This is a genomic window from Saltatorellus ferox (assembly GCA_007751475.1).
Classification (GTDB): Bacteria; Planctomycetota; UBA1135; order UBA1135.
Genome location: CP036434.1, coordinates 5,123,583 through 5,149,238 on the forward strand (window position 1 = coordinate 5,123,583; position 25,656 = coordinate 5,149,238).

At 67.8% G+C, this 25,656-nt stretch carries 20 protein-coding genes; all 20 read right to left on the reverse strand.

Going from position 1 to position 25,656, the window contains the following annotated elements; all coding sequences use genetic code 11:
* Nucleotide 1 precedes the first annotated feature (1 nt).
* Nucleotides 2-1,219 (reverse strand): FtsW/RodA/SpoVE family cell cycle protein, encoded by a 1,218-nt coding sequence (locus Poly30_RS18315; RefSeq protein WP_145200450.1) that lies wholly within the window; start codon nt 1,217-1,219, stop codon nt 2-4.
* A 2-nt stretch (nt 1,220-1,221) separates the two neighbouring features.
* On the reverse strand, nt 1,222-2,385 hold the full coding sequence (gene mraY / locus Poly30_RS18320; protein WP_145200453.1) for a phospho-N-acetylmuramoyl-pentapeptide-transferase: 1,164 nt from the start codon (nt 2,383-2,385) through the stop codon (nt 1,222-1,224).
* Nucleotides 2,364-4,031 carry a UDP-N-acetylmuramoyl-tripeptide--D-alanyl-D-alanine ligase gene (locus Poly30_RS18325; RefSeq protein WP_145200456.1) on the reverse strand — a complete coding sequence of 556 codons (1,668 nt, stop codon included), beginning with the start codon at nt 4,029-4,031 and terminating at the stop codon, nt 2,364-2,366. Before Poly30_RS18325 ends, mraY begins: the two co-directional genes overlap by 22 nt.
* Complete coding sequence (locus Poly30_RS18330) at nt 4,028-5,722, reverse strand: UDP-N-acetylmuramoyl-L-alanyl-D-glutamate--2,6-diaminopimelate ligase (RefSeq protein WP_145200459.1); 1,695 nt, start codon at nt 5,720-5,722, stop codon at nt 4,028-4,030. Before Poly30_RS18330 ends, Poly30_RS18325 begins: the two co-directional genes overlap by 4 nt.
* Nucleotides 5,722-8,394: a penicillin-binding transpeptidase domain-containing protein gene (locus Poly30_RS18335; protein ID WP_419190358.1), complete on the reverse strand. Its 2,673-nt coding sequence runs from the start codon at nt 8,392-8,394 to the stop codon at nt 5,722-5,724. The genes Poly30_RS18330 and Poly30_RS18335 overlap by 1 nt, the downstream gene beginning before the upstream one ends.
* A 352-nt stretch (nt 8,395-8,746) precedes the next feature.
* A complete protein-coding gene (locus Poly30_RS18340; RefSeq protein ID WP_145200465.1) occupies nt 8,747-9,064 on the reverse strand; it encodes a hypothetical protein in 318 nt (105 codons plus the stop codon).
* A complete protein-coding gene (gene rsmH, locus Poly30_RS18345; protein ID WP_419190359.1) occupies nt 9,042-10,061 on the reverse strand; it encodes a 16S rRNA (cytosine(1402)-N(4))-methyltransferase RsmH in 1,020 nt (339 codons plus the stop codon). The genes Poly30_RS18340 and rsmH overlap by 23 nt, the downstream gene beginning before the upstream one ends.
* A gap of 112 nt (nt 10,062-10,173) precedes the next feature.
* Nucleotides 10,174-10,701, reverse strand: a complete 528-nt coding sequence (locus Poly30_RS18350) for a division/cell wall cluster transcriptional repressor MraZ (RefSeq protein ID WP_145200471.1) — start codon at nt 10,699-10,701, stop codon at nt 10,174-10,176.
* A 1,654-nt stretch (nt 10,702-12,355) separates the two neighbouring features.
* A complete protein-coding gene (locus tag Poly30_RS18355; protein WP_145200474.1) occupies nt 12,356-13,015 on the reverse strand; it encodes a hypothetical protein in 660 nt (219 codons plus the stop codon).
* 28 nt (nt 13,016-13,043) lie between these two features.
* The gene (locus Poly30_RS18360; protein WP_145200477.1) at nt 13,044-14,495 is read right to left on the reverse strand and encodes a glycosyltransferase; all 1,452 of its coding nucleotides are present in this window, start codon (nt 14,493-14,495) and stop codon (nt 13,044-13,046) included.
* A 19-nt stretch (nt 14,496-14,514) separates the two neighbouring features.
* On the reverse strand, nt 14,515-15,051 hold the full coding sequence (locus Poly30_RS18365; RefSeq protein ID WP_145200480.1) for an SRPBCC family protein: 537 nt from the start codon (nt 15,049-15,051) through the stop codon (nt 14,515-14,517).
* Nucleotides 15,052-15,091: 40 nt separating this feature from the next.
* A complete protein-coding gene (locus tag Poly30_RS18370; protein ID WP_145200483.1) occupies nt 15,092-16,207 on the reverse strand; it encodes a glycosyltransferase family 2 protein in 1,116 nt (371 codons plus the stop codon).
* A gap of 20 nt (nt 16,208-16,227) precedes the next feature.
* Nucleotides 16,228-17,487, reverse strand: coding sequence for a glycosyltransferase family 2 protein (locus Poly30_RS18375; protein WP_145200486.1), 1,260 nt, complete (start codon nt 17,485-17,487; stop codon nt 16,228-16,230).
* A gap of 174 nt (nt 17,488-17,661) precedes the next feature.
* Complete coding sequence (locus tag Poly30_RS18380; RefSeq protein ID WP_145200489.1) at nt 17,662-18,609, reverse strand: hypothetical protein; 948 nt, start codon at nt 18,607-18,609, stop codon at nt 17,662-17,664.
* 159 nt (nt 18,610-18,768) lie between these two features.
* Nucleotides 18,769-19,347 carry a hypothetical protein gene (locus tag Poly30_RS18385; RefSeq protein WP_145200491.1) on the reverse strand — a complete coding sequence of 193 codons (579 nt, stop codon included), beginning with the start codon at nt 19,345-19,347 and terminating at the stop codon, nt 18,769-18,771.
* A complete protein-coding gene (der, locus tag Poly30_RS18390) occupies nt 19,344-20,960 on the reverse strand; it encodes a ribosome biogenesis GTPase Der (protein WP_419190360.1) in 1,617 nt (538 codons plus the stop codon). The genes Poly30_RS18385 and der overlap by 4 nt, the downstream gene beginning before the upstream one ends.
* 19 nt (nt 20,961-20,979) lie before the next feature.
* The gene (locus Poly30_RS18395; RefSeq protein WP_145200497.1) at nt 20,980-21,879 is read right to left on the reverse strand and encodes a 7-carboxy-7-deazaguanine synthase QueE; all 900 of its coding nucleotides are present in this window, start codon (nt 21,877-21,879) and stop codon (nt 20,980-20,982) included.
* 170 nt (nt 21,880-22,049) lie between these two features.
* A complete protein-coding gene (locus Poly30_RS28690) occupies nt 22,050-22,238 on the reverse strand; it encodes a small basic protein (protein WP_419190361.1) in 189 nt (62 codons plus the stop codon).
* 131 nt (nt 22,239-22,369) lie between these two features.
* A complete protein-coding gene (locus Poly30_RS18405; protein WP_145200503.1) occupies nt 22,370-23,680 on the reverse strand; it encodes a hypothetical protein in 1,311 nt (436 codons plus the stop codon).
* 561 nt (nt 23,681-24,241) lie between these two features.
* Nucleotides 24,242-25,612: an IS1380 family transposase gene (locus tag Poly30_RS18410; protein ID WP_145200506.1), complete on the reverse strand. Its 1,371-nt coding sequence runs from the start codon at nt 25,610-25,612 to the stop codon at nt 24,242-24,244.
* Between the last annotated feature and the right edge of the window lie 44 nt (nt 25,613-25,656).

The following is a 25,656-nucleotide window of genomic DNA, read 5'->3' on the forward strand; positions in this document are numbered from 1 at the left end:
ATCAATGAGACGAAGGAGAGTGAGAGTCGGAGCTGGGGAGAGCCCGGGAACGAACCCGGCCCGCGCCGAGCGCGAGACCCACGGCAAGGCAGGCGGCGAGCAGTGCACTGCCGCCGTCGGAGAGGAAGGGAAGCGCCATGCCTTTCGGCGGAGCGAGTCCCGTGACGACTTGAAGGTGCACCATCGCCTGGAAGGCAACGGAGATGGAGAGGCCGAACGCACACAATGCAGCGAAGCGGTCCCTGATTCCAAGAACCATCGCCTGCGCATTCCAGATGAACGCCGCAAAAAGACCGACGACCAGCCAAATGCCGAAGAGACCGAGCTCTTCACCGACGAGCGCAAGCGCGTAGTCGGTCTGCATGTACTGCAAGCCAGCGTTGCGGAAGCCGCCCTGGGTGAAGCCGACGCCGAAGAAATCGCCTGACGCCATGGCCTCTGCGGCGCGCGTGACCTGGTCGTTCGTCGAGTCCCCCATCCACACGGCGAAGCGCTCGGCGACGTGCCCGAACGAGTTCAGCGCGATGAGCACGAGGAGAATGCAGGCCGCGATCACGAGGGCCACGTGCTGCATCCGGGCGCCGCCGACGAAAAGCGTGGTGCCGAAGCAGAGCAGGAACAGCAGCGCTCCACCGAGATCGGGCTCCTTGAGGATGAGCGCCGTCGCCATGAGGCCGAAGGCCAGCGTCGGAACGAAGCCGCTGCGTAGGTTCTCGACGCGCTCGTCGAGGAGCACGCAGCGCCGCGCAACCCAGAGCACGAAGACCACGCGGGCGATCTCGGAGGGCTGAATCGAAGGCCCTCGGCCGAAAACGCGGATCCAGCGGTGCGAGCCGTTGACGGCCTGTTCGAAGCCCGGGACGAACACGAGGATCAGTCCCAGGAGCGAGAAAACGGTGAGCGCAGGGATCAGCGGCTCGATGCGCCGCGGGCCGAGCCACATGCCCAGAAAGAGCAGCACGATCCCGCCGATGCGGAACTGAAGCTGCTGCCCCATCTCGTCCAGGAACGCCTCCCGCGGCAGCGTCGTCGCCGCGTGGGACATCTGGATCATGAAGCCGAAGACGATCAGCGCGAGGACGGTCCAGAGGAGCGCCGTCCTGGGCCCGGACGGGTCGCGCTCGCGAGCCCGAACGCCCGCGTCCCGCGCCCAGCCCGCCACACCGGCGACCAGCGACGCGGCCCAGCCCCCCTGGGATGAACTTCTGGCACCCGACATCGCTAGCGCACCTTCAAGAGAGCCAGGCTCGCCATCGCGCAGACGGCGGCCACGATGTACGCGCGGGTGACGATCTTGGTCTCGGGCCAAGGGCGCTTCCCGGGCCGGAAGATCCCGCCCTTCGTCTGGAGCCCGTGATGGATGGGCGCCATCGTGAAGATGCGCTTGCCTCCGCTGCGGCGGTACCAGAACGTCTGGAGCGCGCTGGAGCCGAGTTCCGCGAAGAAGACGAACCCGAGGAGCGGCAGCACCAGCTCCTGCTTGGCCACGACCGCCATCCAGGCGAGCAGTCCCCCGATCGGCAGCGACCCGGAGTCCCCCATGAAAACCTCGGCCGGGTGCGAGTTGTACCAGAGGAAACCAAGGCACGAACCGACGAGCGCGGCCCCCACGACGGCCATTTCGGCCGCTTCGGGGATGTACGGAACCTCCAGATAGAACGACCAGTCGGAGCGCCCCGTGACGTAGCAGAAGATCGCCAGCGCCGAGCCCGAGAGGATCACGCAGCCCGCGAGCAGCCCGTCCATTCCGTCGGTGATGTTGGTCGCGTTCGACGTCCCCGCGATCACGAGCCAGCCGAAGGCCACGAAGGCCGCGGTCCCGAGGAGCGTGTCGCCGAGAGGCAGCCGGAAGTCCTTGAGGAACGGCGGGTACACGTCGAGCAAGGAGAACCGCCCGGACGCGTGCGCGTACCAGGCGAACCCGCCAACGACGAAGAGGACCGCGATCGTCTGCCCGACGAGCTTCGCGCGCGCGGAGAGGCCGCTGGAGCCCGCCACGGTCAGCTTGAGGTAGTCGTCGACGAAGCCGACGGCGCCGAGTCCTGCCAGCAGAATCAGCGCGAGGACCACCTGGACGTTGCCCAGGTCGCACCAGAAGACGACGCTCGTCATGAGCGACCCGATCAAGAAACTGCCGCCCATCGTGGGCGTCTTGTCCTTGCCCGCTTCCCTGGCCAGCTGCGCCAGTTCGGGTGCGTCCGTCTTATCGGTGTTCTCACCGACGCGGTGGTTCCGCAGCCAGCGGATCACGGGCGCGCCGAGCACGATCGCGAGCGCGAACGCCGTGAACGCGGCCATCGCCGCGCGGAAGGACAGGGAGTCCAGCGCGGCGTACTCGAAGAGGTTCCGAAGGAGGTCAGCGATCACGCGCGTGCCCCCGAACATCCATCCGAGTTCCGGCGGCGCGAGGTCACCGGGGGCGAGAGCTCAGGGACGAGGGCGTCCTGGCTGAAGTGTCGGGCGACGGCCTCGGCGATCCGATCCAGGCCGGCGGCCCGGCTGGCCTTCACGAGACAGATATCGCCGCTCGCGAGGCCGGAGCCCGCGGCGGTGAGCGCCTCCACGGTGCTCTTCAGGAAGAGATCCAGCCGGATTCGTTCCGAGGGCAGGCCTGCGGCCAGCGCGCCTTCACGATAGGCCTCCAGCGCCTCGCGATCGCCCCTGTCGCCGGTCAGGTAGAGCCTGTCGATGCCGCATGCGCCCGCGAGGCCGCCGACCTCGCGGTGCAGCGCTTCCCGCGCCTCTCCCATCTCCCCCATCGCCCCGAGCACGAGCACGCGCTCCGGAGCCCGGTGCATGACGCCGGCGCCGGACGCGGCGGGAGCGAGGCCCCGTTCGACGGCCATCAGCGTGCGGAACGCCGCCCCCATCGACTCGGGGTTGGCGTTGTAGGCGTCGTCGATGACGAGCACACCACCGGCCAGCGTCGGCTGCAGCCGGTGCGGCTCCGCGACGAGCGTTCCGATCGAATCGAGCGCGGCCTCGAGGTCGCCGCCGAGGGCAAGGACAGCGGCGAGCGAGGCCGTCACGTTGGAGGCCGCGTGGGCTCCGAGAAGCGGAATGACCACGTGCCGGCCGCTGATGAAGCGCCCGGGGGTCAGCGCGGGATCGATGAAGAGTTCGAACTCGGTGCCGCGCGCGGTCGCGCGCACGCCGTCCGCGTGGACGCTGGCCCGCGCCGAATGTGGTCCCTTGTTCCCGCTGCTGTCCGTGCCGCAACCGAAGGTGAGGATCGGGACTCCTGCGGGAACGCGCTGGCGAAGCGCCGGGGTCATCGGACAATCGTCGTTCAGGACCGCGGCCGAGCCCTCCCGGGCCGGATCGAGCGCTTCCAGGAGCGCGCCCTTTTCCCTGGCCACGCCCTCGAGCGAGCCGAGTCGCTCCAGGTGAGCGCGTCCGATGATCGTGATGAGCGCGACGTCAGGACGCGCGATGTCCGCGAGATCGGCGATCTCACCGGGGGCATTCGTGCCGATCTCCAGCACGGCGAAGCGCGTCTCGCGGTCACAGAGCAAGAGCGTGCGGGGCACGCCCACGTAGTTGTTGAAGCTCTTCGGACTGGCCACCACCGTCGCGTCTTGACGATCGGCGTCCTGGACGCCCGCGCGCAGCATGTGGGCGACGATCGCCTTCGTAGAGGTCTTGCCGCAGGAGCCCGTGATACCGAGGGTCCGACCGGCCAGGGACGCGCGTACGATTCGCCCGGCGGCCGCCAGCGCCGCGCGCGCGTCGGGGCAGACGGCGACCGGAGCGACGAACTCCTCGCTGAGTCGCTCCAGCTCGGCGCGTACGCGGGGCTCGGCCGCTTCGACGAGCACCGCGGACGCGCCCGCGTCCAGTGCGGCGCGCGCGAAGTCGGCGCCGTTGAAGCGCGGTCCGGGCAGTCCGATGAACAGGCTGCCGGGGCGCAGCTCCCGCGTGTCCGTCGATACGTCGGTGACGCCGCGGGCGAGCACCTCGGGGCGGGCGACGGACGACTGCCAGGTCACCTTCGACGCCTGGAAGATCTCGGCGAGGCTGAACTCGATCATCGTGCCACCTCCATCATCCGCGCGAACGCTTCCGACGCGACCACTCGGTCGTCGAAGGGCAGGCTGCGGCCCCCGATCACCTGGGTGTTCTCATGGCCCTTGCCCGCGATGAGCACGACGTCACCGGGCCTCGCGATGCCGAGCGCTCGCTCGATGGCGCGCGCGCGATCGAGTTCGACGATTCGACGTCCGCCGACCTCGTCCACGCCCGCGATGACGGCTTCGGCGATGTCCTCGGGACGCTCGCCGCGCGGGTTGTCGCTGGTGATGATGGCGACGTCGCTGAGCTCGCCGACGGCCCGCCCCATGGGGCCGCGCTTGCCCCGATCACGGTCACCGCCACAGCCGAAGACGCAGATGAGGCGGCCTTCGCCGGTTTTCTCGCTGGTTCTCCCGCTGGTCTTCCCGCTGGCGCGACCGCGCATGTCCGCGCGCAGCGCGACGAGCACCCGCTCGAGGGCGTCGGGGCTATGCGCGTAGTCCACGAGCACGTCGAAACCACCTTTCGGCAGCGGAACGGCTTCGAGTCTTCCCGGTGCGGCACTCAGCGCGCCCAGTCCCGCCACGAGATCCTCGGCCCCGGCGCCGAAGCAGCGCGCGATCGCCGTCGACACGAGCGCGTTCTCGACGTTGTGCGCACCACGGAGCGGGAGAACGATCTCCGCGTCCCCGAAGCCCATGCCGGAGAGCGTGAAGCGAGCGCCGCGCTCGTCGAGCTGCAGGCCGCGGGCGACGAGATCCCCCTCCGCCTCGACCGCCACGCGTATCACGCGGAGCCCGCGGTCCACGGCGCGCTGCGCCATGTCCTCGCTCGCGGGGCCCGTGCCGAAGATCACGGCGTGCCCATCGGCGGCGACACGGTCCCAGAGCCGCGCCTTCGCTTCGGCGTAGCGCTCCATCGTGCCGTGGTAGTCGAGGTGCTCGCGGGTCAGGTTCGTGAAGGCGCCGACCTGGAGGCGCATGCCCGCGAGGCGTCCCTGGACGAGGGCGTGGGAGCTCGCTTCCATCACCGCGCAGTCGCCGCCTCCTCGCAGATGGCGGGCGAGCAGGCGCTGGATCGCGGTGGCGTCGGGCGTCGTGTGCGAGGCCTCCAGGTGGAGCGGCCCGGACGTGCCGCGCAGCGTGTGGCCTGCGGTTCCGAGGATCGCGGGGGCCTTCCCGGCCGCCTGAAGAAGCTGGGACGCGAGGTGGCAGACCGACGTCTTGCCGTTGGTCCCGGTGACGCCCGCCAGCCGCAGCGAGTTCGCCGGGCGGCCATGCACGTGGGCCGCGACGTCCCCGAGGATCTCGGCGGCGCGGGGATGGACCCAGAGCAGAGGGGCTGCGGACCCGGACGCGGATGGCCGGTTCAACGCCCGCGGCGCGGATGCGATGCTGCGCCGGAGCACGTCCACGGAGCGATGCGCGGGCAGGAGGACCAGACCGGCTCCGCGGGACACGGCGTCCGGCACGAAGCGTACGCCGTCGGCGCGAAGGCCCGGAAGCGCCGCGAAGAGATCACCGGAGTGGACCGAACCCGAGTGGATGTGAACGTCGCCGGGTCGAGCCTGGAGGCGCGGATCGTTCGCCGCCACCGTCACGTCGTGGCCGCGCGCCGAGCGCGCCAGCACGAGGCCCCCGTGGGCCTCGACGAGGTCTGCGAACGAGGGGCCCTGCGGCGCGCTGCCGAAAATAGAGGTATCCGCGAGCATCAGCGTTCCTCCTCTCCTGGCACATCCGCCCACGGAAGGTCGTTCTTGAGCCAGTCCGCGCGGAACTCCGGAATGATCACGACCTCGACGTCGTCGTCCAGTGACTCCGGAGCGTCCGCGGGCGGCGCCTCACGATCGAAGCCGAACGCCTGCCGCAGAACGGCGATCGCGGTGGGTCCCGTGACCCGGCTGCCGAAGCGCTCCTTGCCCATGGCGTCGTCCGCGACGATGAGCACCATGATCTCGCGTCGCTCACCATCGACCATGGCGCTGCCCGCAGCGCAGATCGACGACGTGTAGCAGGTGGACTTGCGGTGGGGCTTCGGGAGTTCGCGGAGTCGGGCGCGAAGCTCGCTGGTCCAGGCGGTCTCCTCGGCGGAAGCCTTGGCGAGCGCCTCCAGCTCGAGGTGAACACAAAGCTCGGTGCCGACCTTCTCCGTCGTACCGGTCTTGGTCCCGATCCAGTCGAACTCAGGATGCATCGACGCGGCCGCGATGTGGCGGCCGGTGCCGATGTTGGCCCCCATCGCCATCATCTCGCGGACGGTGCGGCACGTCGACTCCGAGAAGACGCGCTCGCCGGATTCGAGATCGAGATCGTAGATCTCGCCGTCGCGCTCCATGGAGCGCAGGAGGCGCAACGGGCGCGAAACGCCCCCGCGGAGGAGCGTGGCGAGGGCTTCTGCATGCTGCCAGAGCGTCACACCGACCTCGTGGCCAAAAGCGACCGACGCGTGGGCGTAGGTCCGGTTCCACGTCCCCTTGACGAGCGGCGGCAGCGTGCCCGGAAGTTCCGGACCGAGGCCGGCGCCCGGGGCCTGCGCGTAGCCCAGGGACAGGAGTCGCTCCCTCAGGAACGCGGCGTCCATCTTGAGCGCGATCTGCACCAGCACGGCGTTGCAGGAGAACGCGAGCCCCTCGGCGGCGGTGATCCGCGGCTCGGTCGGCGCCCCTTCGGCTTCACCGATCGAGCGACGTCCGATCGTGAGGCCGGAGCCGGCGTAGGTGTCGTACTCGTCCGTGGGCGTGGTCACTCCCGCGTCCAGCGCGAGCGCCATGATGATGGCCTTGAACGTGGAGCCCGGCGTGAACACGTGGCGCACGGGGGCGAAGCCGGAGTACGGGTAGAGCGAGGCCGAGTCGAGCGCGAGGACGTCGCCGGTCTGGATGTCGACCGCGATCCCCATGGCGAGCGCAGGCCTCTGGCTCTCCATCAGGTCGCCGAGTTCGCGGTGCAGCGTCTCCTGGAGGTGAGCGTCGAGCGTGACCTCGATCACGGGAGCGAGACCGCCGTCGGCGGCGCCCTCGAAGTAGTTGGGCACGCCTTCTTTCCAGGCGGGACGACGATCGCGGGCGACGTGGCGCAGCCGGCGCGTGTAGCGGCGGCCCTCGACGGCGTGGGCGCGCGCCGAATCCGCGGCCCAGGGGCCGTTCTCCAGCTCGGTCTGGCAGAGAAGCTCGACGCCGCTCCACGGGCGCGTTTCCACCACGAGAGACTGGCGGTACGCCTCGAAGGGGTCCTGGGCCTCCTCCCACGGCAGCACGTGCGGGCGCTGCTCGCGATCGCGCAGGGCGCGGAACGTCGCGCGCTTCTCGTCGAGCACGCCCCAGTGGCCGAGGAGCGCGAACGCATCCTCCTCACGCTCGAGGCCTGCGCGCGGGTCCGGTGCCACAGGACGCGCGCCGGGGCGCGTGGGGTGCCTCCGCTCGAGGCGCGGGATCAGCTGAAGCTGATACCGCGACACCGCTTCCGCCTGCATGAGTTCACGCAGATCGTGGGCACGGACCGGATCGATACCGCGCGCGAGGACGCGGAATCGAGCGGGCAGAAGCTCGGCCCAGAGCGCGTCGCGGAGAGCGAGGCGGCGTTCGATCGGCTGCAGCCGGGCGACCTCGAGGCGGCGCGCCGGCGCGAAGCGATCGAGCACGCGATCGGGTCCGATGAGGGCGACGAGATCGTCGAGGAGGCGCGTCGTCCAGCGCTCGGGCGGCGGGGCCACCCTGTCGCCGTTCTTGCGCCGGATCTCGCCGAGCTGCTCCGTCCGCGTCTGGACGCTGAAGCACTCCACGGGATCGAGCGCGAGGGTCCAGCGCCGCGGTGCTTCGGCGCGCTGCTCCTCCTCGGTGGGGAGAAGAGGCACGAGCATGAGGCCGCGGATCGGCCCCCTGGCGGAGCGTTCCGCGAAGGTCGCTTCGATCGAGGGAGGGAGCGACGCTGTCTCGTCGATCGAAACGGTGCCCGTATCGAGCCAGGTACGGACGGCGTCGAGGTCGGCCTCGCCGAAGAGCAAGAAGCGCGGATCCTCGGGAACGACGCGACCGGGCAGCATGCCGCGCATGAGAGAGCGCGGCATGGTGCGGTCGAGCACGTCCAGCCATTGCCACGGCTGAGATTCCGACGGTCCGCTGGAGACGTGAACGCCGTCGAGGATCTCCGCGATGGCCTCGCACATGCGCCGCGGCGTGTGCGAACGCCAGAGCGCCTGGGGCGAGACCGTCACGTCGAAGCATTCGACGCTGGTCGCCAGCGGCCTCCCCGTTCGATCGATGACGCTGAATCCTGCCGTCGGCGACTCGTCCTCACGGAGTGCGTCCGGCTGGCGCCCGTGGGCGAAGGACTGGATGTAGATGGAACGAACCGCGACCGCCGCAAATATCGTGGCGATGCCCACGAAGACAGCGACGGGACGAAGCCCGGATGCCGCGACAGGAGATGCGGCCGATGCCCGTTCGAACGGGATCCCGGTTTCCTTCGCTTCGCGTGCGTTGCGCCCCCCCATTGTCTTCTCCGTGAATCCCTCCTCCAAGGGCTCCTCCGGGCGGGGCGTTCCTGTGCGAGAACGCCCCACCCCCAACGTCGTCGGCACCGGCCGGATGGCCAGCACTCCCCCTCTCGACGGTCGGGCCCCACGCTGTGCGACGCGCGGCCTTCCCTTCCCTCACGACTCCCGCTCTTCAGCTCGCGGGTTCTCGTCGGATTCTGATCTTGCCGGGTGTGCGGTCCCGGCGAGACTTCGAACTCGACTACCAGTCCGGGCGTTGCCGCTCCTCGCTGGTCCCACGAGTGTGTTGTGCTTCGAGGTCGAATTCAAATCGTTCTAGCTCGGAGATCAGGCCGCTGCAGCGGCGCGCGTTCCATTCGGACTCGACTTCGAGCCGATCGAGCTCGGCAGCGAGCTCGTAGTTGGCGACCTGGACCTGAACGGCCCGGGTGGCAATCGCGAACGCAAAGACCGAGAACGACAGGCCCAGCGTGTTCCGGATCAGCATCAGGGAGCGTCGATCGGACGGTACGCCCTCGGACTCTTCCCAGTCTCCATCAGGATCGTTCAGATCGTTCATCTAGCGTCCCTCCTGGGGGGGCATCCTGGACGTCGAGTGCGAGGCGCCGCGCCACTCGCAGCTTGGCGGAACGGGACCGGGGGTTCGAGCGAACCTCCTCGTGGGTGGCTTCGACGGGCCGGCGGGTCTCGATGGCCCACTTTCCGGCCTGGGCTCCGTCGGCGAGGAAGCGCTTGACGACGCCGTCCTCGCCGCTGTGGAAGGAGATGGCCAGGAGTCGGCCGTCCGCTGAGAGAGTTTCCTCGGCGGCCAGGAGGCCGGCCTCCAGCTCCTCGGCTTCCTCGTTGACCGCCCGACGGAGGGCCTGGAAGACGCGGGTGGCGGGGTGAATGGAGGGTTTCTTGCCGCCGGGCCGGTGCTGGGGAGCGTCAGCGCGGGGTGAGCGGACGGGTTTGCCGAGCGAGATGGCGACGGTCTCGCTGAGGGCTCGGGTCCGCTTGAACGGGGTGCGGCGGCGGGCCTGGACGATGGCGCGGGCGACCTTGCGGGCGCCGCGCTCGCCTCCTTCGTGGAAGAAGAGGTCCGCGAGGTCGCTCTCGTCCCAGTGATTGACGATGTCGGCCGCGGTGCGCTCGCGCCGCGGGTCCATGCGCATGTCGAGCGGGCCGTCCCAGGTGAAGGAGAAGCCGCGCTCGGGACGGTCCAGCTGGAGCGAGCTGGCGCCCACGTCCATCAGGAAAGCGATCGGCGTCTCATCGAGGCTCTGGAGAATGTCGGTCACTTCGGACATCCTCGCGTGCTCGATGCGAACGCGGTCGTGAAAGGGCTCGAGGCGCCCCCGGGCGATTGACAGGATCTCGGGGTCCTGATCAATCCCAAGGAGGCGTAGGCACGGGAAGCGCCCGAGCAGGAGATTTGAGTGCCCCCCGGCACCCAAAGTGCAGTCCACCAGAAGTCCGTCGAGGGATTCTTCGCTGCGTCCACCCCCCAGCAGACGCGCGACCTCTTCGGCCAGAACGGGGACATGCACGGGACCATCGCCAGTCGGATCAGTCATGTGGGAGTGGACACTGAGTCGGAACGAGGTCGGGAAGGCACCTGGAAGGGCGCCCACCTCGTGGCCCGACAGGCCAGGCGATGGTGAGGAAAAGGAATTCATGCCAGCGGCCTCAGGAGGCTGAGTCCTCGCTGGCGGAGGAGGCGTCACCCGACTGCTGCGCAGCGCTGGAGGACGTGGTCTTGGGGGCGCCGGGCGAGCGCTGGCCGCGCGGCCGGTTTTCCCACTGCTTGAGGCCCCAGATCTCGATGCGCGAGTTCATGCCGACCGCCATGGCGCGGTCGTCGATGCCGACGACCTCGCGGAAGTTCTGCGGGATCACGAGTCGACCCGAGTTGTCCAGCGTGAACGGGGCGGTGAACTCGAAGAAGTCGCGCTGCTCGCCGTGGTCGGCGTCCGGGTCCTCCTCGAGGTCGAGGGCTCCCCGGTCGAATTTCTCCATCTCCCGGTCGAAACCCGCGCCGTTGAAGACCCAGAGGCACCGAGCGTCCTGGCGACGCTCGACGCAGAGAACTCCGCCAAGGCGGCCCTCTTCGTCGCGATCGAGCGCGTTCTGGAATCGTTTGGCGATGGACATACGGCCTTTGGGGTCGACGGGGTGCTCGGAAGCGCCGAGGAAGCGGCTGGACAGGGAACTCATGGCTTGGGTAGAAGTGCCTCCCCTTGCCTTTGCCTGCCTTTTTGCGCCACTTGCCTAGAGTGCCGTGCCCCGAAAGCCCCCGCAATAGAGCTGGCCCGAAATCCCTAAGTTGTTTCGTGCCAGGGGGTTACCCCAAACAGCCGCAGCTACCACAGAGGGTATATAAAGCCGACCTAAAGCCCCACCAACGCAAGATGTTGTGCCCCGTCGGGCTGCGGGCGGTGAACGGCGCCCTGGGTCGTGGTCCCGGAATCTTCGGCGGCGGGACTGACGGGGGTGGGTTTCTGGACCAGCCGCGATTGGGTTGGGGTGCCCTGGGCCGCCATCGGCTGGTCTGCCCCCACCGACCCGAGACAACCTCCCTTCCGGCGGGAGCCCATGGTGATCTGCGCGTCCGCAGGACGCCCGGGCCCCGCTCGGCCCCCGCAGGGGGCTGAGCCGCCCGCGCGAGGCTCGCCCTCGCGGCCCGTGCGGCGAGCACGCCCGCCCGGCGAGGGCGCCCGTCCGGCGAGGACGCCTGCGCGGCGAGCGCCACGCGATGCAATCGCTATTTCGCCGTCAGGCGAAATGCCAGAGATACTGCGCGCTGCTACGGCGATAGGGCGGCCCGGCTCCACTTGCATTGGCAGGAGACCCTTCCGCCGCTGACTTCCCGACATCGGCTGCCTGCCGTTCGCGCGAAGCGCCGAACGCGTGGGCTGAGGGTTCCCGGTAACGGCTTGTGGGTTGCCCGCTGACCGACGCCCCAGCAGGGCTCCCGATACAGGTCTCCCGGTATGGGCTGCCTGCCGTTCGCGCGAAGCGCCGAACGCCTGGGCTGAGGGTTCCCGGTAGCGGCTGGTGGGTTGCCCGCTGACCGACGCCCCAGCAGGGCTCCCGATACAGGTCTCCCGGTACGGGCTGCCTGCCGTTCGCGCGAAGCGTCGAACGCGTGGGCTGAGGGTTCCCGGTAGCGGCTGGTGGGCTACCCGCTGGAGCGCTCGCCCGTCAGGGCGAGCTTGGCGGGTCTGAGGTCTGAGGTCTGAGGTCTGAGGTCTGAGGTCTGAGGTCTGAGGTCTGAGGTCTGAGGTCTGAGGTCTGAGGTCTGAGGTCTGAGAGACAAGCCCGACATCTGCCCAGCTCGCCCATGCGGGCGAGCGCTCCAGCGGGCAGCCCACCAGCCGCTACCGGGAAGCCTCAGCCCACGCGTTCGACGCTTCGCGCGAACGGCAGGCAGTCTTTACCGGGAGACCTGCTGGGGCAGCCGCTAGCGGGCAGCCCACAAGCCGCCAGCGGGAAGCCTCAGCCCACGCGTTCGACGCTGCGCGCGAACGGCAGGTAGTCCGTGTCGGGAGACCTCCAGCGGGCAGGACTGCGACCAAGGCAAGTGGAGCCGGGCCGTCCTGTCGCTGTGACAGCGCGCAGTATCTCTGGCATTTCGCCTGACGGCGAAATAGCGATTGCATCGCTTGCCGCTCGCCGCGCAGGCGTCCTCGCCGGACGGGCGCGCTCGCCGCGCAGGCGCCCTCGCCGGGCGGGCGTGCTCGCCGCACGGGCCGCGAGGGCGAGCCTCGCGCGGGCGGCTCAGCCCCCTGCGGGGGCCGAGCGGGGCCCGGGCGTCCTGCGGACGCGTGGGACGACTTTGGGCCTTGGTGACTGGCCCGGGACAACGGGCTTACTCCTCTTCGTCGAGAGAGTCTTCGTCGGGAGTGTCTTCGGGAGTGTCGTCGCTGGAGGTTTCGTCAGCGGAAGTACCCTCGACCGAAGAAGCTGCCTCATCCGACTCCTCACCGTCCGAGAGGCGGATGCCCGCCGGGCCTTCCGCCCCGTCGAAGATGGCCTGGAGCTGAGCGCGGACCTCATCGAGGCGCTCGGGCTCGAAGTCGTAGACGTAAACCTTGTAACGCTGGTCCTCTTTAGGGCGCTTGACGAGGAAAGACTCCTCCCCGTTCTCACGCAGGACCTTCTCGACCTTGACCCTGCGCTTTCGCATCAGGAGCAGGCAGAGGACGTAGCGGAGTTCCCGGACCTGGATCTCTTCTCGACCCTCCAGCTGCACGAAGAGCTGCGAGAGAGACTCCATGTCGAGCTGCACCGTTTTCCGCTTCGTGACCTCGTGCCGGGTCATCCACCAGAAGAGTGGCTCGTCGGCCTCGGGGTCCTTCGCTTCCATGCGCGCATGCATCTCGCGCCAGGCCGCCATCGACACGTCCATCCTCTCGAGAGCACTGCCCTGGACCAGGAGCATCGAGACGTGACGCTCGCCGTCCCCGAACTCATGCCCGGTCTTCGCGCAGACGCCTTGGCGGCGAGAGATTGTCCAGGTCGTGGCCATCCTCAAAGCCTAGCGAGTCGCCGCGGCATCACGAATCACCTTTCCCGCTGACGAGATTCTGATAGAGAGCCTCCAGACTGGCGGCCACTTCGGGCCAGCCCCGGAACAGGCTCGAGGGCTTCCTTTCGGGCGCCGGGTCGATCTCTTCCGCAAGGTGCAGGCGGAGCTCCTCGCGGAGCGCGTGAGCGAGCTCGGTGGCGTCTCCCTCGGGCACGACACGCCCCGGCAGACCATCATCGATCGCCTCGCGCATCCCCCCCAGGTCGGTGGCGATCACCCGCGCGCCCGCCGCGTACGCCTCCAGCATCACCAGCGGCCGGATCTCCAGCCAGAGACTCGGCACCACCAGGACGTCCGTCTCGGCCATCGCCTGACGCACCTCCTCGCGGCTCAGCTGGCCCTCGATCGCGAGGTCCAGCGCCGCTGCCCTCGAGCGAAGCGCCGATACGTACGCGGGCTGATGCTGATCCGGCCCGCAGATTCGCAGGCGGGCAGACGCACGCTCGGAACCCGAAAGGTGCGACCACGCCTGAAGGAGGACATGCGCGCCCTTGTGGGCGACGAGGGAACCGAGGAACAGGAACCGCACGGGATCTCCCATCCGACGTACCACGCGCGGAACCGACGTCGCGCCCTCCCAGTCCACGCCCGTCGTCTCCACGACCATCTTCGTGGCGTCCAGCCCGAGGTTCGCGAACCAGGGTCGCATGAACGCTGCGGGCAGCACGATCCTGTCGACCGTACGATTCACCAGCTCGGTGAGGTACGCGAGCCTTTGCCGCGCATGGCTTTCGAACTCCCCGGCGACGGACTCCGACGGCGGCGACCATTCGGGCCCCTCGCTCCCCGCCACGCCCTCCGCACTCCGCGCATCCTTGAAGCGCCGCGCCATGATGAGCGGCGCCTTCAGATCGATCCCCGCCGTCTCTGCCACCGCGCTCACCGCCTTCGCCAGCCGCCTCGCCGCATTCGACTGGCGCCAGTTCAGCGATGGCAGGCACGTCCCGCAGCGCACGGGGTCCACCGTCACGCAGCGCGACCCGTTCGCGTGAACGAGCTGGCCGAACCTCGCGCAGCCCAACCAGAAATCGTGCAGCGTCATCACGACCGGAATCCCCCGCTGCTGACACACCTCCAGAATGCCCGAAGACAGGTACAGAAGGTGATGCACGTGCACCACGTCCGGCTTCCAGGCATCGAGTTCCGCTCCGACGATCGCGTCGATTTCGGGCTGGCGATACGTCTCCTCGAACTCGGTCGCGAAGAGGTTGTTCACCATCTCCATGACGGTGACGCCCTCGCCTTCCCCCGCCCCGATCTCACGGGTCGAAAGGTCACGGCGCGCGATGTCCTTGCGCGTCGTGATCACGCGAACCACGTGGCCTGCGCCCTGCAGGAGCTCCGCCGTCGTCTGGGCAAACACCTCCACCCCCGCGGTGAACTCCGGCGGGTAGAGATGGGTGACGTAGAGAATGCGCAACGGCGACGGAGGGGACGCGCTACTTCTTCGACTCGACGAGCGCCTTGAGGCCCGCGAGGCCCTTCTCGAAGTCGGGGCCGATCATCTTGTCCATGAAGAGCCCGAAGTAGCGCTTGTACGGCATCCCTTCCATCGTGCCCGAGAACTCCCAGCGGGCGGCGGTGCTGCCCTCCGCGCCGATCGCGGGCTCCATGACCATCGCGCCCTGGGCAGGGTCCTGACCGTCGAACTCCATGTCGTAGGCGATGCGTCCGGGCTCGATGCTCGTGAAGGTCAGCTTGCCGTTGCCGAGCTTCTCGGCGGTCCAGGCCATGGAGTGCCCCACCGTGTTTGGCTCGCCGGTGTAGGTGTACTGGAGCGTCGGATCCGCCTCCTTGTTCCAGACCGTCCAGTCCTTCCAGGTCGCGAAGTCCGCCACGGTGGCGTGAACCACCTCCACCGGCGCGGCGATCACCGTGCCGCGATCCATGGCGAACGACTTGGAGAGGAAGAGCTGGGGGACGAGGAAACCGAAAGCGATGACCAGGGTCAGGATCACGCCGATGATCTTGTTCATGGGAGGAGAGAGCTGGAGAAGGGAAGGGCGAAGAGGAGATTCAGACCACGAGCCAGCGGCAGATCGCCCACCAGCCCCTGAGCACACCGTCGAGAAGACGCGCGGCGGTCCCGCCGCCGGAGGCGAGGTTCGGGCTGAGCGTGAGCGGCCCGCCCACCAGAAGATCGCGATCCCCCACCACCCGGCGCTTCTGCACCGTGCGCCGCTTCCGCAGCGCCTCGCGGAAAAGCTTCAGAAACGCGACCTTTCCGCGCCACCAGGAACCGAGGTGCCCGCCCTTCAGCGAGAACAGGATCCACGCGGCCTCGTAGACCAGGATCCCGGGGCCGGCGACGATGAGCGTCCAGAGCCGGAAGCACTTCGTCATGTAGAGCCAGCGGTTGCGCGAGTGGAAGAACACGCGGCGCCCGGGGTAGCCCGCGTCCTTGCGGAAGCTGATGCCCGCCGTGCCCGCGTCGTGCAGCACCACGGCGTCATTGACCTTCAGGATCTTCTTGCCCGCGAGACGCAGGCGGTGCGACAGGTCGAGGTCCTCGAAGAGGATGAAGAACGATTCGTCGAACGCGCCCGCGTCGATGATCTCCTTCTTGTCCAGCAAGAGGCACAGGCTGATCGCGACGTCGATATCCTCCGTCGGCTGACCCGGCGCGTCCACGCGCGGCTGGCCGAAGTTGTGCAGGCTGATGAGCCCCGCGTAGTGAAAATCGCCGCCGTCGTAGTGGATGCGCGCTACGTCGTCCTTGAAGACGCTCCGCGGCTGAGCCATCACGGCGCCCTCGTTCTCGCAGATCGCCTCGCAGAGCCTGCCGAGCACGCCAGGCTCCATCACCACGTCGTTGTCGACGAGCAGCACCCAGCGATGCTTGGCCGCGCGCATGCCGACGTTCCGCGCCGTGCAGGCGCCGAGGTTCGTCTTCATCCGCACGACCGTGACGTCACGGAAGCTGGTGTTCAGGAGGTTGAGGCTGCCGTCGGTGCTCGCGTTCTCGACGACGATGATCTCGTCGACGGCGATCTCCTGGGCCTGGATCGAGCGGATGCAGGCCTCGAGGTACGCTTCGCCCTGGTAGTTCACCACGACGGCGGAGATGCGCCCGAGGCCCGATGGGCCCTTGGAGCTGAGCTCCTTCTCGATGGATACGAGCTGTCCGGTCATGTCGATGTGCAGCGGGTGCGCTACTGGAGCGGAAGCTCGAAGTCTGGGGCCTTCACCGGCTCGCGCCGCTTCAGACAGTAAGGGAGGTTGTAGACGACGCTCGCCGCCGCCTTCGTCAGGATCCACCACGACCCCTTCGTTTCACGCACGGACTTCCCGATCCCGATGGTTCCGACCGCGTCCGTGACCGTGCCCGACTCCTCGGACTCCCGCCCGCGGAAAAGCACCTTGGTGACGGCCAGGAACGGAAGTCGCACCAGGTCCTTGAGCGGCGCGTACTTGATCATCCCGAGGAAGGCGTTGCGCGCGTGGAAGTAGAGGCTGCGCTTGCCCATCTGGACGCCGAAAGGCGTGCGGTGCCAGGTCTCCGCCCCCGAGAACTGAAGCACGCGGTAGCCGAGATTCAGGAGCCGACAGGTCAGGTCCCGCTCGTTCCCGTAGATGAAGAGCCGCTCGTCGTAGCCGCCGGCCTCGTCGATCGCCTTCTTCTTCGCGAGGCTCGCGCAGCCGCGGAAGGTGCTCATGTAGCGCTCCGCGTTCACGGCCTCCGAGTCACGGTAGCTATCGGGCATGCCCGGCTCGACGACCTTGGTGGAGACCACCGCCGTGGTCTCGGGCTCCTGCCCCATCCGGACGAGCGAGCGATCCAGCCACCACGGCGTCAGCACGACGTCGTCATCGAGGATCGCGATGTACTCGGTCAAGGCCGTCGAGAAGCCGACGTTGAAGGTCTCGCACGCGCCGTAGGCGCTGTTCGGCATCACCACGAGCCGCACCTCGGGGAAGTCCGCCCGGATCATCTGCGCCGTCCCGTCGCTGGAGTGGTTGTCGACCACCACCACGTCGTCGAACGGCCGGACCTGGGCGCGGATTCCGAGCAGGTTCGCGCGCACGTCCTTGTACTTGTTCCAGGCCGAGATGACCGCGGTCACCGTTCGCGAATCGCCTCGCCCGGGCCCTTCGGTGCGCAGACGATGGCGCAGCCACCGGTACGCCTCGCCGGAGTCCATCGGGTCTTCTTCGCCGATCCGGACGATCACGTCATGGACGCTGGCCGCGGAAACGGCGGCGGCGATGAGAGCCAGGCGGTCACCCGCGGCGCTCAGCTCCTCGTCGTCGATCGCCGGCAGGACGATCTCGCGGATCGAATCGGATTCGATCCGCTCGCCGATCCGCTCGATCAGCCCGTGGGAGCGTCCGAGCGCGCCCGCCGCGTAGCCCCACGACTCGAGAGACTCGGCGTCGCCAGACTCGCCGTCGCCGCCTTCCAGGACAACCACGGGGTGGCCGCCTTCCTGCGCCGGGGGGAGGTCCCTGAACCGCAGGTCCAGTACGAGGCGGTCAGTCGCGGTAGGGGTGGATTCTGTGCGCGGGGCGGTCAAGGCGGAGCGGTGCTTGCGGGGGACTCGGGGGTTCGACGCTGTTCGCGGTCGAAGGGTACCCCCCTTTCCCCCTCAGGCGGCAGCCTCGCGCTCGAAATGGGCGCCAGGGGCCCCTTCCTGAGCATCGATCGCGGTGAGGATCTCGTACTGGCGCTCGAGGATCGCATCGAGAGCGCGCGCTTCCGGGACAATGCTCGACGTGAGGCCGGCTTCGAGGGCTTCACGCCACTTGGCACTCGACCCGCTTCCCGCCACGACCGTGAGGCCCTGGGGCAGCGGTCCATCCAGCGCCCCCGCTCCCTCCGAGGCGATGACCGTCACGCCCGCGCGCAGGGCGGCGTCGACGAGCACGCGGTCGCCGAACGGCGCCGTCGCCGGAACGAGCAGGGCCCGCGCGGTGCCGAGCGCCCTCTGGAAGGGAGTGGCAGCGCTGATGACCTGCAACGTCGCCTTGCTCGGATCCGCCTCCCGAAGCATCTCCAGAACGGGCGCGAGGGCCGCACGATGGGTCTCACCCGCCACCAGGAGCTGAGTCCTGGATCCCAGCTCGGGGCACCCGGCGGACGTCACGTCGGGTTCAGCCATCGCCACCGGAGCCAGACGCGTGCGGTCGGCGTCGATGCCTCCCCCGCAAGCCAGTCGGACGAGGTGATGGCGCGAGGCGACGAGGACGGCGTCCGCCGTCGACCAGACCGCCCGGAGGTCCGGCTCTTCGGTCTCGCCGAAGTCGCCCGCCTGGTGCCGCCACGCCCCGTGGATTCGCACGACCAACCTGGCGCCGGCCGCCCTTCCCTGGGCCGCCAGTGCCACCAGAGACTCTGCGGCGAGGTGCGCCAGGTGATCGGTGACCTCGACCAGGATGAGACTCGCGCTTGCGGGGTCTTCGACCAGCGCCCCTCGCCTCGCGAGATTTGCGGCAGTGCACGACCGAATCGCCGCCGCCGTCCAGGGGGCGCACCAGTTTTCGACCCCCTTTCCAGAGGCCGACACCAGCCTGTCTTCCGCGCAGTACACCTTCACGAAGGCAAGGATCGGCGCGGCGCGAGGCGCCGATCGAGCGAGACCCCGGAGAGCCCTAGGAAACTGCTCGCACACTCCCGCCGTGAGACGGAAGTGCGTCCGATTTCGCGGCTACCGCGGGCTTTCCCCCCGAGAGCGAACAGGGCTGCCAGGCGAGCGCTACTCGATGCCGAACAGCGGATCCGGCTTCTCCAGCTCGAACCGCGCCGTCCCGAGGAGCCCGTGGAACATCTGCATGATCTCGCGGGCAGCCTGCAGGTCATCGTCCGCGGGCGTCCACTTCGCGCGATCCAGATTGAGCGGGCTCAGGGACTCGTTCGTCTCCTTCTCGACGCGAATGTTCACGTCGAACGCCTCGAGGCCCACGCCCACCGTTTCGTTGGCGATGCCCTTGCGCTCCCCCCGGCTGGGCTCGTAGCTGGCGAGTACCCGCGTCCGGAAGCCCTTGCTCTTGAAGGGCGCGAGATCCAGCTTCCATCCGGAGCGGATTTCGCGGGACGAAGGGTCCGCGCCCTCTCCGCCCACCGGATGCTTGCTCTTGTAGATGGCCGTCCGAAGCGCGTCCCAGAGGATGCGCTCGCTCTGGGCGTCCACCGTGCGATCCACGGGAAACTTATTCGTGGTCGCCTTGCAGCCGGTGAGGCCGGAGAGCCCTGGCAGGAGCAGCACCAGGAGAACGAGCCATCCCCGCGGGGGCATGCAGGTGCTGAGCGAACGGGAGAGACAGGTTTGGATCATGAAAAGTACTTCTCCTCTTCGACGGCCTTCTTGTCCTTGAGCACGATCCGCAGGGGCACTTCGTGGAAAGGAAGCGCCTCGCGGAAACGATTCGTGAGATAGCGGAGCCAGTCCTTGCCGACGTGCTTCTTGTCGTTGACGAAGAGCACGAACGTCGGCGGCGCGACCTCCGCCTGGGTCGCGTAGCGCACCCGGACGCGGTAGCCCTTGGAGCTCGGGTTGCGGGCTTCCAGCGCCTTCTTCAGCACCTGGTTCAGATCGCCTGTCGAAACGCGCTGGTGAGCCTGTTCGAAGAGATCCTTGGCGACGCCGATCAGCTCGTGGGTCCGGATCCCCTCCTTCGCCGAGAGGAACACGATCGGCGCGAAGTTCATGCCCGGGAGCTGAGCGTCGAGGTACTCGCGAAACTTCTCCGGCGTCTGCTGGCCGTCCACGAGATCCCACTTGTTCGCCGCCAGGATCGTCGGCTTGAACCGGTCGATCGCATAGCGCGCGAGGTTCTTCTCGATCGAGGAGAGCCGCCGCGTCACGTCGAAGAGCAGCACCACGACGTCCGCTCGGCGGATCGTCCGGAGGCTCCTCGCGTCCGCGAAGAACTCGATCGCATCCTCAACCTTGGAGCGTTTCCGCACCCCTGCGGTATCGATGACCGTGAACGTCTCGCCATCGCGCTCGAAGACGACGTCGACCGCGTCGCGGGTCGTGCCTTCGATCTCGGAGACGATCATCCGGTCCTCCCCCGCCAGCTGGTTCACGAGCGTCGACTTGCCGGCGTTCCGGCGGCCGACGACCGCGATCTTCATGAGCGGGGTATCGCCCGGCTTCTCCTCGGGCGCACCGGGGAGCTGGTCGATGATCTGCTGCCGCAGGTCCTGGAGCCCCTCGCCGTTCTGCGCGCTGATCACGATCGGGTCACCGCCGACGCCGAGCTTGTGGAAGGTCTCGACCTCCCAGTCGAAGCCGCCGCCCTCGGCCTTGTTCACGACGAGCAGCACCGGCATCTTCGAGCCGCGCAGAAGGTTCGCGACCATCTGGTCCGGCGGCGTCACGCCGTCGCGCACATCCACGACGAACAGCACGAGGTCGGCGCCCTTGAACGCGACGTCGACCTGGGCCTCGACGTGCGGTCCAAGATCATCGCGATCCACGATTCCGAGTCCACCGGTGTCGATCACCTCGACCCAGCGCTCGCCTTCCTTGACGGAAAGCCTGGCCGCGACCGCGATCCGGTCGCGCGTCACGCCTGCCGTCGGCTCGACGATGGCGACGCGGCTCCCGCAAAGGCGGTTCAGAAGCGTGGACTTGCCGACGTTCGGGCGGCCGACGAGGGCGACGCGGGGCAACGGAACGGTGGAGACGCGAGGGGACTTCGGGCCTCCGGGTCTGCGCTTCTTCTCCTCGCGGTCCTCTTCGAAGACCTCGGCGGGCTCGTCCTCGAATTCGACGTCGAAGTCTTCCTCGAGTTCGCCGTCCAGGTCGACTTCGAAGTCGTCACCCAGCTCGCCGTCGAGTTCGCCGTCGAGTTTGTCTGGGGGATTGAGCTCGGAATCGAGGTCCAGTGGCACGATCTCGTCCGCATCACTGCGGTCGAGGGGATCGGTGGGGTCTTGCATAGGGAGGGGTTGGGGATCTTCAGGCGATCCCGAGCATGCGGTGCACCTGGGGCAGAACGCGAACGTCCAGTCCAAGGTCCCGCGCGTTCTCCACGACCGTAACGAGGTCCTGGAATTCAGGGGCACGCACGCCGCCGATCGGCGTCGCGGGAGCAATGAAGACGGGGCAGTTCGGCGCTCGCCGGGCCACGTCCTCGAAGAGTTCATCATACTCTCGCGGAGGCTTCCCGCCGCTAACGACCACCTTCACACACGCATCGTGGTCCTGAATCAGGTCGAGGCAGCGACGGCGGGCCATGGCCCAGTCCTCTCGTGTTCGGGGCGCCGTCTCGGTGGTAGGAGCCAGCACGTCGGCCTCTTCGGGGTCTTCGGCCTCTTCGGCCTCTTCAGGACGGTCAGCGTCGGCCGCTTCACCCTCCCGGGGGGTCAGCACGACGCGCTCTAGCTCGACCGGCTCCGCCATGTCCGACGGCAGCTTGAGATCGAGGCTGACGTGATCGATCACGTCGAGAACCCGCGCGAGCGACTCCGGGTGGGCACCGGCCGTCTCCAGGTGCATGCGGCGGTTCCCGAGCATCGGACGCAGCGCCCGGATGAAATCGGGCCACATGAGCGGTTCGCCGCCGGTGATGCTGACGGTGCGCGGCTCCCCTGGCTCGACGGCGGCAATCCAGAGCGCAGCCTGGAAAGGAGAGGCCACGCGGTCCTCGCGCTGGACCGGTTCACCGTCGCGCTGGATGCGCGCAGCCTTGTCGGGACGCATGGCCCACGAACCGGGCGTGTCGCACCAGAGGCATCGGAGGGGGCAGCCCGCCAGCCGCAGGAAGACCTGCGCCTCTCCTACGAAGCTGCCTTCGCCCTGGAAGGAAGCAAAGACCTCGACGACCGGCGCGACGATACGTGAGGGAGTCTGTGGCATGGCACCCGGAGAGGGGCGCTCGGCCCGAAATCGCTGGCCTCAGGGGGACCGAGGCCCCCATGACGGCGAGGCCAGGCCCAATGAAGACAGGCCCAACGAAGACACGACCAGCTGAAGGCCAAATGGGCGGAAGGCCAGACGAGCGGATGAGCGTCATCCGCAATGCCGAATCAGTCCTTCTTCTTGCCCTTCTTGGCCTTGAGCTTGAACTTCGTACGAACCTTCGGAAGGCCGTAGACCGAATCGTCTTTGGAAACGCGTCCGTCCTCCATCAGCTTGAGGAGACGTTCTTTGCGCGTGAAGACACTACGCTCACCGACGAGCGTGTTGATGCCACGGAGGCTGGGATGGATCGACATGGTATTTGGGGGCCCAGCGGGTCGAGCTGGGGGCGAAGAAAATAGGCCCTCGGGGCGCCGAGCGCCACATCCGAGGGCCGAAATGGTCGAAAAGTCGCCGGAATCGGGGTCCGGGTGCCCCATGGGCCGGATCAGCGATAGGAGTCGATGTTGACCAGCATGGCGCTACGGAACTCCTGGGCGCCGCTCCGGGCGCTGCGAAGCTCTCGGATTTCGGTGCGCAATTGCATCAGTTCAGCCTGGGTCCTGGCGGCTCCCACGAGCAGGTAGATCCGACTGTCCTTCTCGATGGGATGGATCACGGGAAAGCCCTCTTCGTAGAGGTAATCGTAGGTCTCCATCGCCAGCTGGGCGTGGGCCTGGGTCCGCGTGTACGTGATGGCGAGGATCGAAAACCTCATCGCCGGGCTGTGGAAGGTCTCGTCCTCGGGCGTCATGGTGAACGCGGGGGTCGCCGAGGAAGCGCCCGAGCCCTTGGAATCCTGGCTGTCGCGCGAGGGCATTTCGGAGCGACTCTGCCCATTCCGGCCGCCGTAGGCGAGCCCGACCTCCGTCGACGTCTCGGTTTCGGACGAGAGCTGTCCAGGCGGCTGGAGGACCATGGCGGAGGCAGGCCCCCCATCGAGCCCGCTCAGCGAGGTGGCGCGAGAGCCGCGCTCGGCGCCAGCCGCGGAGGCGGGACTGCCGGCGGAGCGACTCTGGTGACCGACGGTGTACCCCATCATGAACACGACGGCGACGACGGCCGCGCTGAGCAGCGCAAACATCCTGGCTCCCATGGGGAGTTCGAACACCTCGTCCTGAAGGGAGGCGATGGCCTGTTCGACTTCTTCCTGGCTGGCGTCGCCGAATGGATCTTCCTCGAGTGCCTCGTCAGCCTCCTCGCCAGCGGTCGCCGCCCCCTCGGAAGGAGAACCAGCGGGAAGAGTCCCGGCCCGCGGCCCGGTGGCGACCTGGGTGAGGTCCCCATGCGTGGCGCGGTCGAAGGCCGGCAGCGCTGGCCCGCTCCGCGTGGGAGGGCGAGGGACCGCACCGGCGACAGGGTCGCCCACCGCTTCCCCATCGACCGTCGAATCCGAGAGGGATTCCGCCAGGGGATTCAGCAAGAGTGGCGGGACCCGATGAATGTCGGTCGCGGGGGCCTGGGCAGCGGATTCCCCGGGCATCGCAGGACCTTCGCCCGCGCCGTCGACCTTCGAGGGGTCGTCCACCACCGCATCCACGGCGTGCCCCCGGATCCCGGCGAGCAGCGACCCCATGCTGTCGTTGGCGCGCTGCGAGAGTCGATGCCCCAGCTCATGGGCCGCCTTCGCGGTCTCCGCGCGCCGAATCTCCTTCTCGCGGTCCGCGATGACGCGCCGACGCTCCGCCGCTGCACGTTCAGCCGACTCGCGAGCCGAGCGCTGAAATGCTTCGAGCATGGTGACCTTGCGACGAGCCATGGCGTGGGGCCCAGGGTGGGGGCCGAGTCAGTCGGACGGCAGCGCTCTCACGCTGAGACCGCCGCTGGACAGTACGTCCTGGGATGGCCTGGTTCAAGGCTGAGTTGACTGACGAACTCTTCACCTTTCCCACCACCGACGCCCCTCGCGGCCTTCGCGTCCGCTAGGAGTCTGCGCCACAGAATGCGATTCCGCGAGCACCGCCAGGATCCACGCTCGCGGCGTTGCGCCAAACCCCAATGGCATCAAACCATGGGGGTCCGGCGCGCCTTGCGAGCGCAAATCCTGACGGCACTCGCGAAACCGCATTCTGTGGCGCAGACTCCTAGCCTGGACTATTCACGAGTGGAGCGGTCTGGGCTTCAATCGCGCCCAAGTGAGTGGAAGACGCGGCGGCAGGGTCCAGATCAGGCAAGACCGACGCCGATTGTCGGCTAACGGGCGGCTCGACCTCCGATTCAGGTTGATCGCGCCCATTTTTTGATCGAGATCAAGCGATGTGGGCAGACCTCTCCCAAGGCGACCACCTGCGTTGCAGGTCAATTTGCGTCCGACGCTGCGTCAGGTGCTGCTGGCACCAAGTGCGATGGCGGCCGTATGCCATTCACGCGCGAATGGGAACTGCGCTGGAAGCTGAAAGACGCAGCGCCGAACCGACCGCGTCACGACAGCGCTCACTTTGATCAGCTTCGTGATGAGCGTGGAAACCTGCGCGAGTCTCAGATTCGAGCGACGCAGGCGCCATCGAAGCTCGACATGCAGCATGAACGCGGCGGTGGTCATCAGCACCCGAAGCTGGTTCGCGACGAAGCTTGTGCAGCTCGTGCGATCGATACACAGGTCGCGCTTCATCTCTTTGATTCGATTCTCCGCATCGCCTCGCAGGCAGTAGAGGGCGTACACGTTCTCCGGCTTGCCACGAAGGTTGGTCACGACGCATCGCGGATTGTCCTTCGTTGAACGGCCGGGGTAGGGAATCGACTCGGCCTTGAGGATCACCCTACGTGAACGAGTCCACGACCTAGCCGTGTACCGCTGCTCATGGAACGAGCGCTCTGACATTTTCGTCCGCTCAGCGCGCTTCCTGAGCGCGGGGAGCTTCTTGGCCGCCCAGGCCTTCAATTTGTCGTTATTCGGCATTCCAACCACGTAGCTCACCTTGAGGTCTTCCATGGCCTCAAGAATTCGCGGGTACATGAATCCCGCGTCGAGGCGAACCAAGATCGACTGCCTGGCACCGAAAGTCCGGCGGATCTTCTCGACGATTCGTCGGATGAGGAGAATCGTGCAGCGACGCTCCTTCGAGTTGCCAGGTCGGAGTCGACCAACCACGGGCACGTGATCAGGAGTTCCCTCGACCGACAAGAAGCCGAACATCGGCAGGTAGCACCAGTTCTGATAGAACGCGTGGAACAAAGACCCCTGCTGGCCACCGTGCGTCGGATCAACCGACGGATCGAGGTCGATCACGATCCGCTTCTTGCCGCTGGCGCGCTTCTTCAGCATCCGCACCGCGATGTCTTCGAGCTCTCGACTCTGCATGACCAGCTCGCGCGCGGAGACCGCGTTCTCCATGCGGGAGATCGTCGCTTGGGAAGCGAGCCCGTCCGGGTCGAGAGGATCCCTTCCGCAACTCAGCAGCAGAGCGGGATCGTGCCTCATCTTTGCGGCGTCGTTGCCGTCCTCATAGCCAGACGCGATGCTGAAGACACGTTGCGTGAAGCACTCTTGGTAGGTGTGCTTCACCCTGAGCGGCGACCTCTCGTCAGTGATGTGAGCCCCAAGTCTCGCGGTGAGCTTCAGCACATCGTCGGCTGATTTCAGGAGTACCATCCCAGCGTCGCTGGACTGAGCCACGCCGTCGAAGCTCACCTGGACGGGTTTCTTGAAGGGGTCTTCGAAGAGAACAGACTGTACGGTAGAATTTGTCATGCGGCCGGAGTTGGAAGTGTCGTGGATTGGTCTCTACAGCCGTA

Excerpts from the sequence above, each read along its gene's own strand:
- Poly30_RS18325 (WP_145200456.1), bottom strand. The coding sequence starts at position 4,031 with ATGATCGAGTTCAGCCTCGCCGAGATCTTCCAGGCGTCGAAGGTGACC.
- Poly30_RS18365 (WP_145200480.1), bottom strand. The coding sequence starts at position 15,051 with ATGAACAAGATCATCGGCGTGATCCTGACCCTGGTCATCGCTTTCGGT.
- Poly30_RS18395 (WP_145200497.1), bottom strand. The coding sequence starts at position 21,879 with ATGCCACAGACTCCCTCACGTATCGTCGCGCCGGTCGTCGAGGTCTTT.
- der (WP_419190360.1), bottom strand. The coding sequence starts at position 20,960 with ATGCAAGACCCCACCGATCCCCTCGACCGCAGTGATGCGGACGAGATC.
- rsmH (WP_419190359.1), bottom strand. The coding sequence starts at position 10,061 with ATGACTGATCCGACTGGCGATGGTCCCGTGCATGTCCCCGTTCTGGCC.
- Poly30_RS18405 (WP_145200503.1), bottom strand. The coding sequence starts at position 23,680 with ATGGCTCGTCGCAAGGTCACCATGCTCGAAGCATTTCAGCGCTCGGCT.
- Poly30_RS18330 (WP_145200459.1), bottom strand. The coding sequence starts at position 5,722 with ATGCTCGCGGATACCTCTATTTTCGGCAGCGCGCCGCAGGGCCCCTCG.
- Poly30_RS18350 (WP_145200471.1), bottom strand. The coding sequence starts at position 10,701 with ATGAGTTCCCTGTCCAGCCGCTTCCTCGGCGCTTCCGAGCACCCCGTC.
- mraY (WP_145200453.1), bottom strand. The coding sequence starts at position 2,385 with ATGTTCGGGGGCACGCGCGTGATCGCTGACCTCCTTCGGAACCTCTTC.
- Poly30_RS28690 (WP_419190361.1), bottom strand. The coding sequence starts at position 22,238 with ATGTCGATCCATCCCAGCCTCCGTGGCATCAACACGCTCGTCGGTGAG.
- Poly30_RS18385 (WP_145200491.1), bottom strand. The coding sequence starts at position 19,347 with ATGATCCAAACCTGTCTCTCCCGTTCGCTCAGCACCTGCATGCCCCCG.
- Poly30_RS18340 (WP_145200465.1), bottom strand. The coding sequence starts at position 9,064 with ATGAACGATCTGAACGATCCTGATGGAGACTGGGAAGAGTCCGAGGGC.
- Poly30_RS18315 (WP_145200450.1), bottom strand. The coding sequence starts at position 1,219 with ATGTCGGGTGCCAGAAGTTCATCCCAGGGGGGCTGGGCCGCGTCGCTG.
- Poly30_RS18410 (WP_145200506.1), bottom strand. The coding sequence starts at position 25,612 with ATGACAAATTCTACCGTACAGTCTGTTCTCTTCGAAGACCCCTTCAAG.
- Poly30_RS18370 (WP_145200483.1), bottom strand. The coding sequence starts at position 16,207 with ATGACCGGACAGCTCGTATCCATCGAGAAGGAGCTCAGCTCCAAGGGC.
- Poly30_RS18355 (WP_145200474.1), bottom strand. The coding sequence starts at position 13,015 with ATGGCCACGACCTGGACAATCTCTCGCCGCCAAGGCGTCTGCGCGAAG.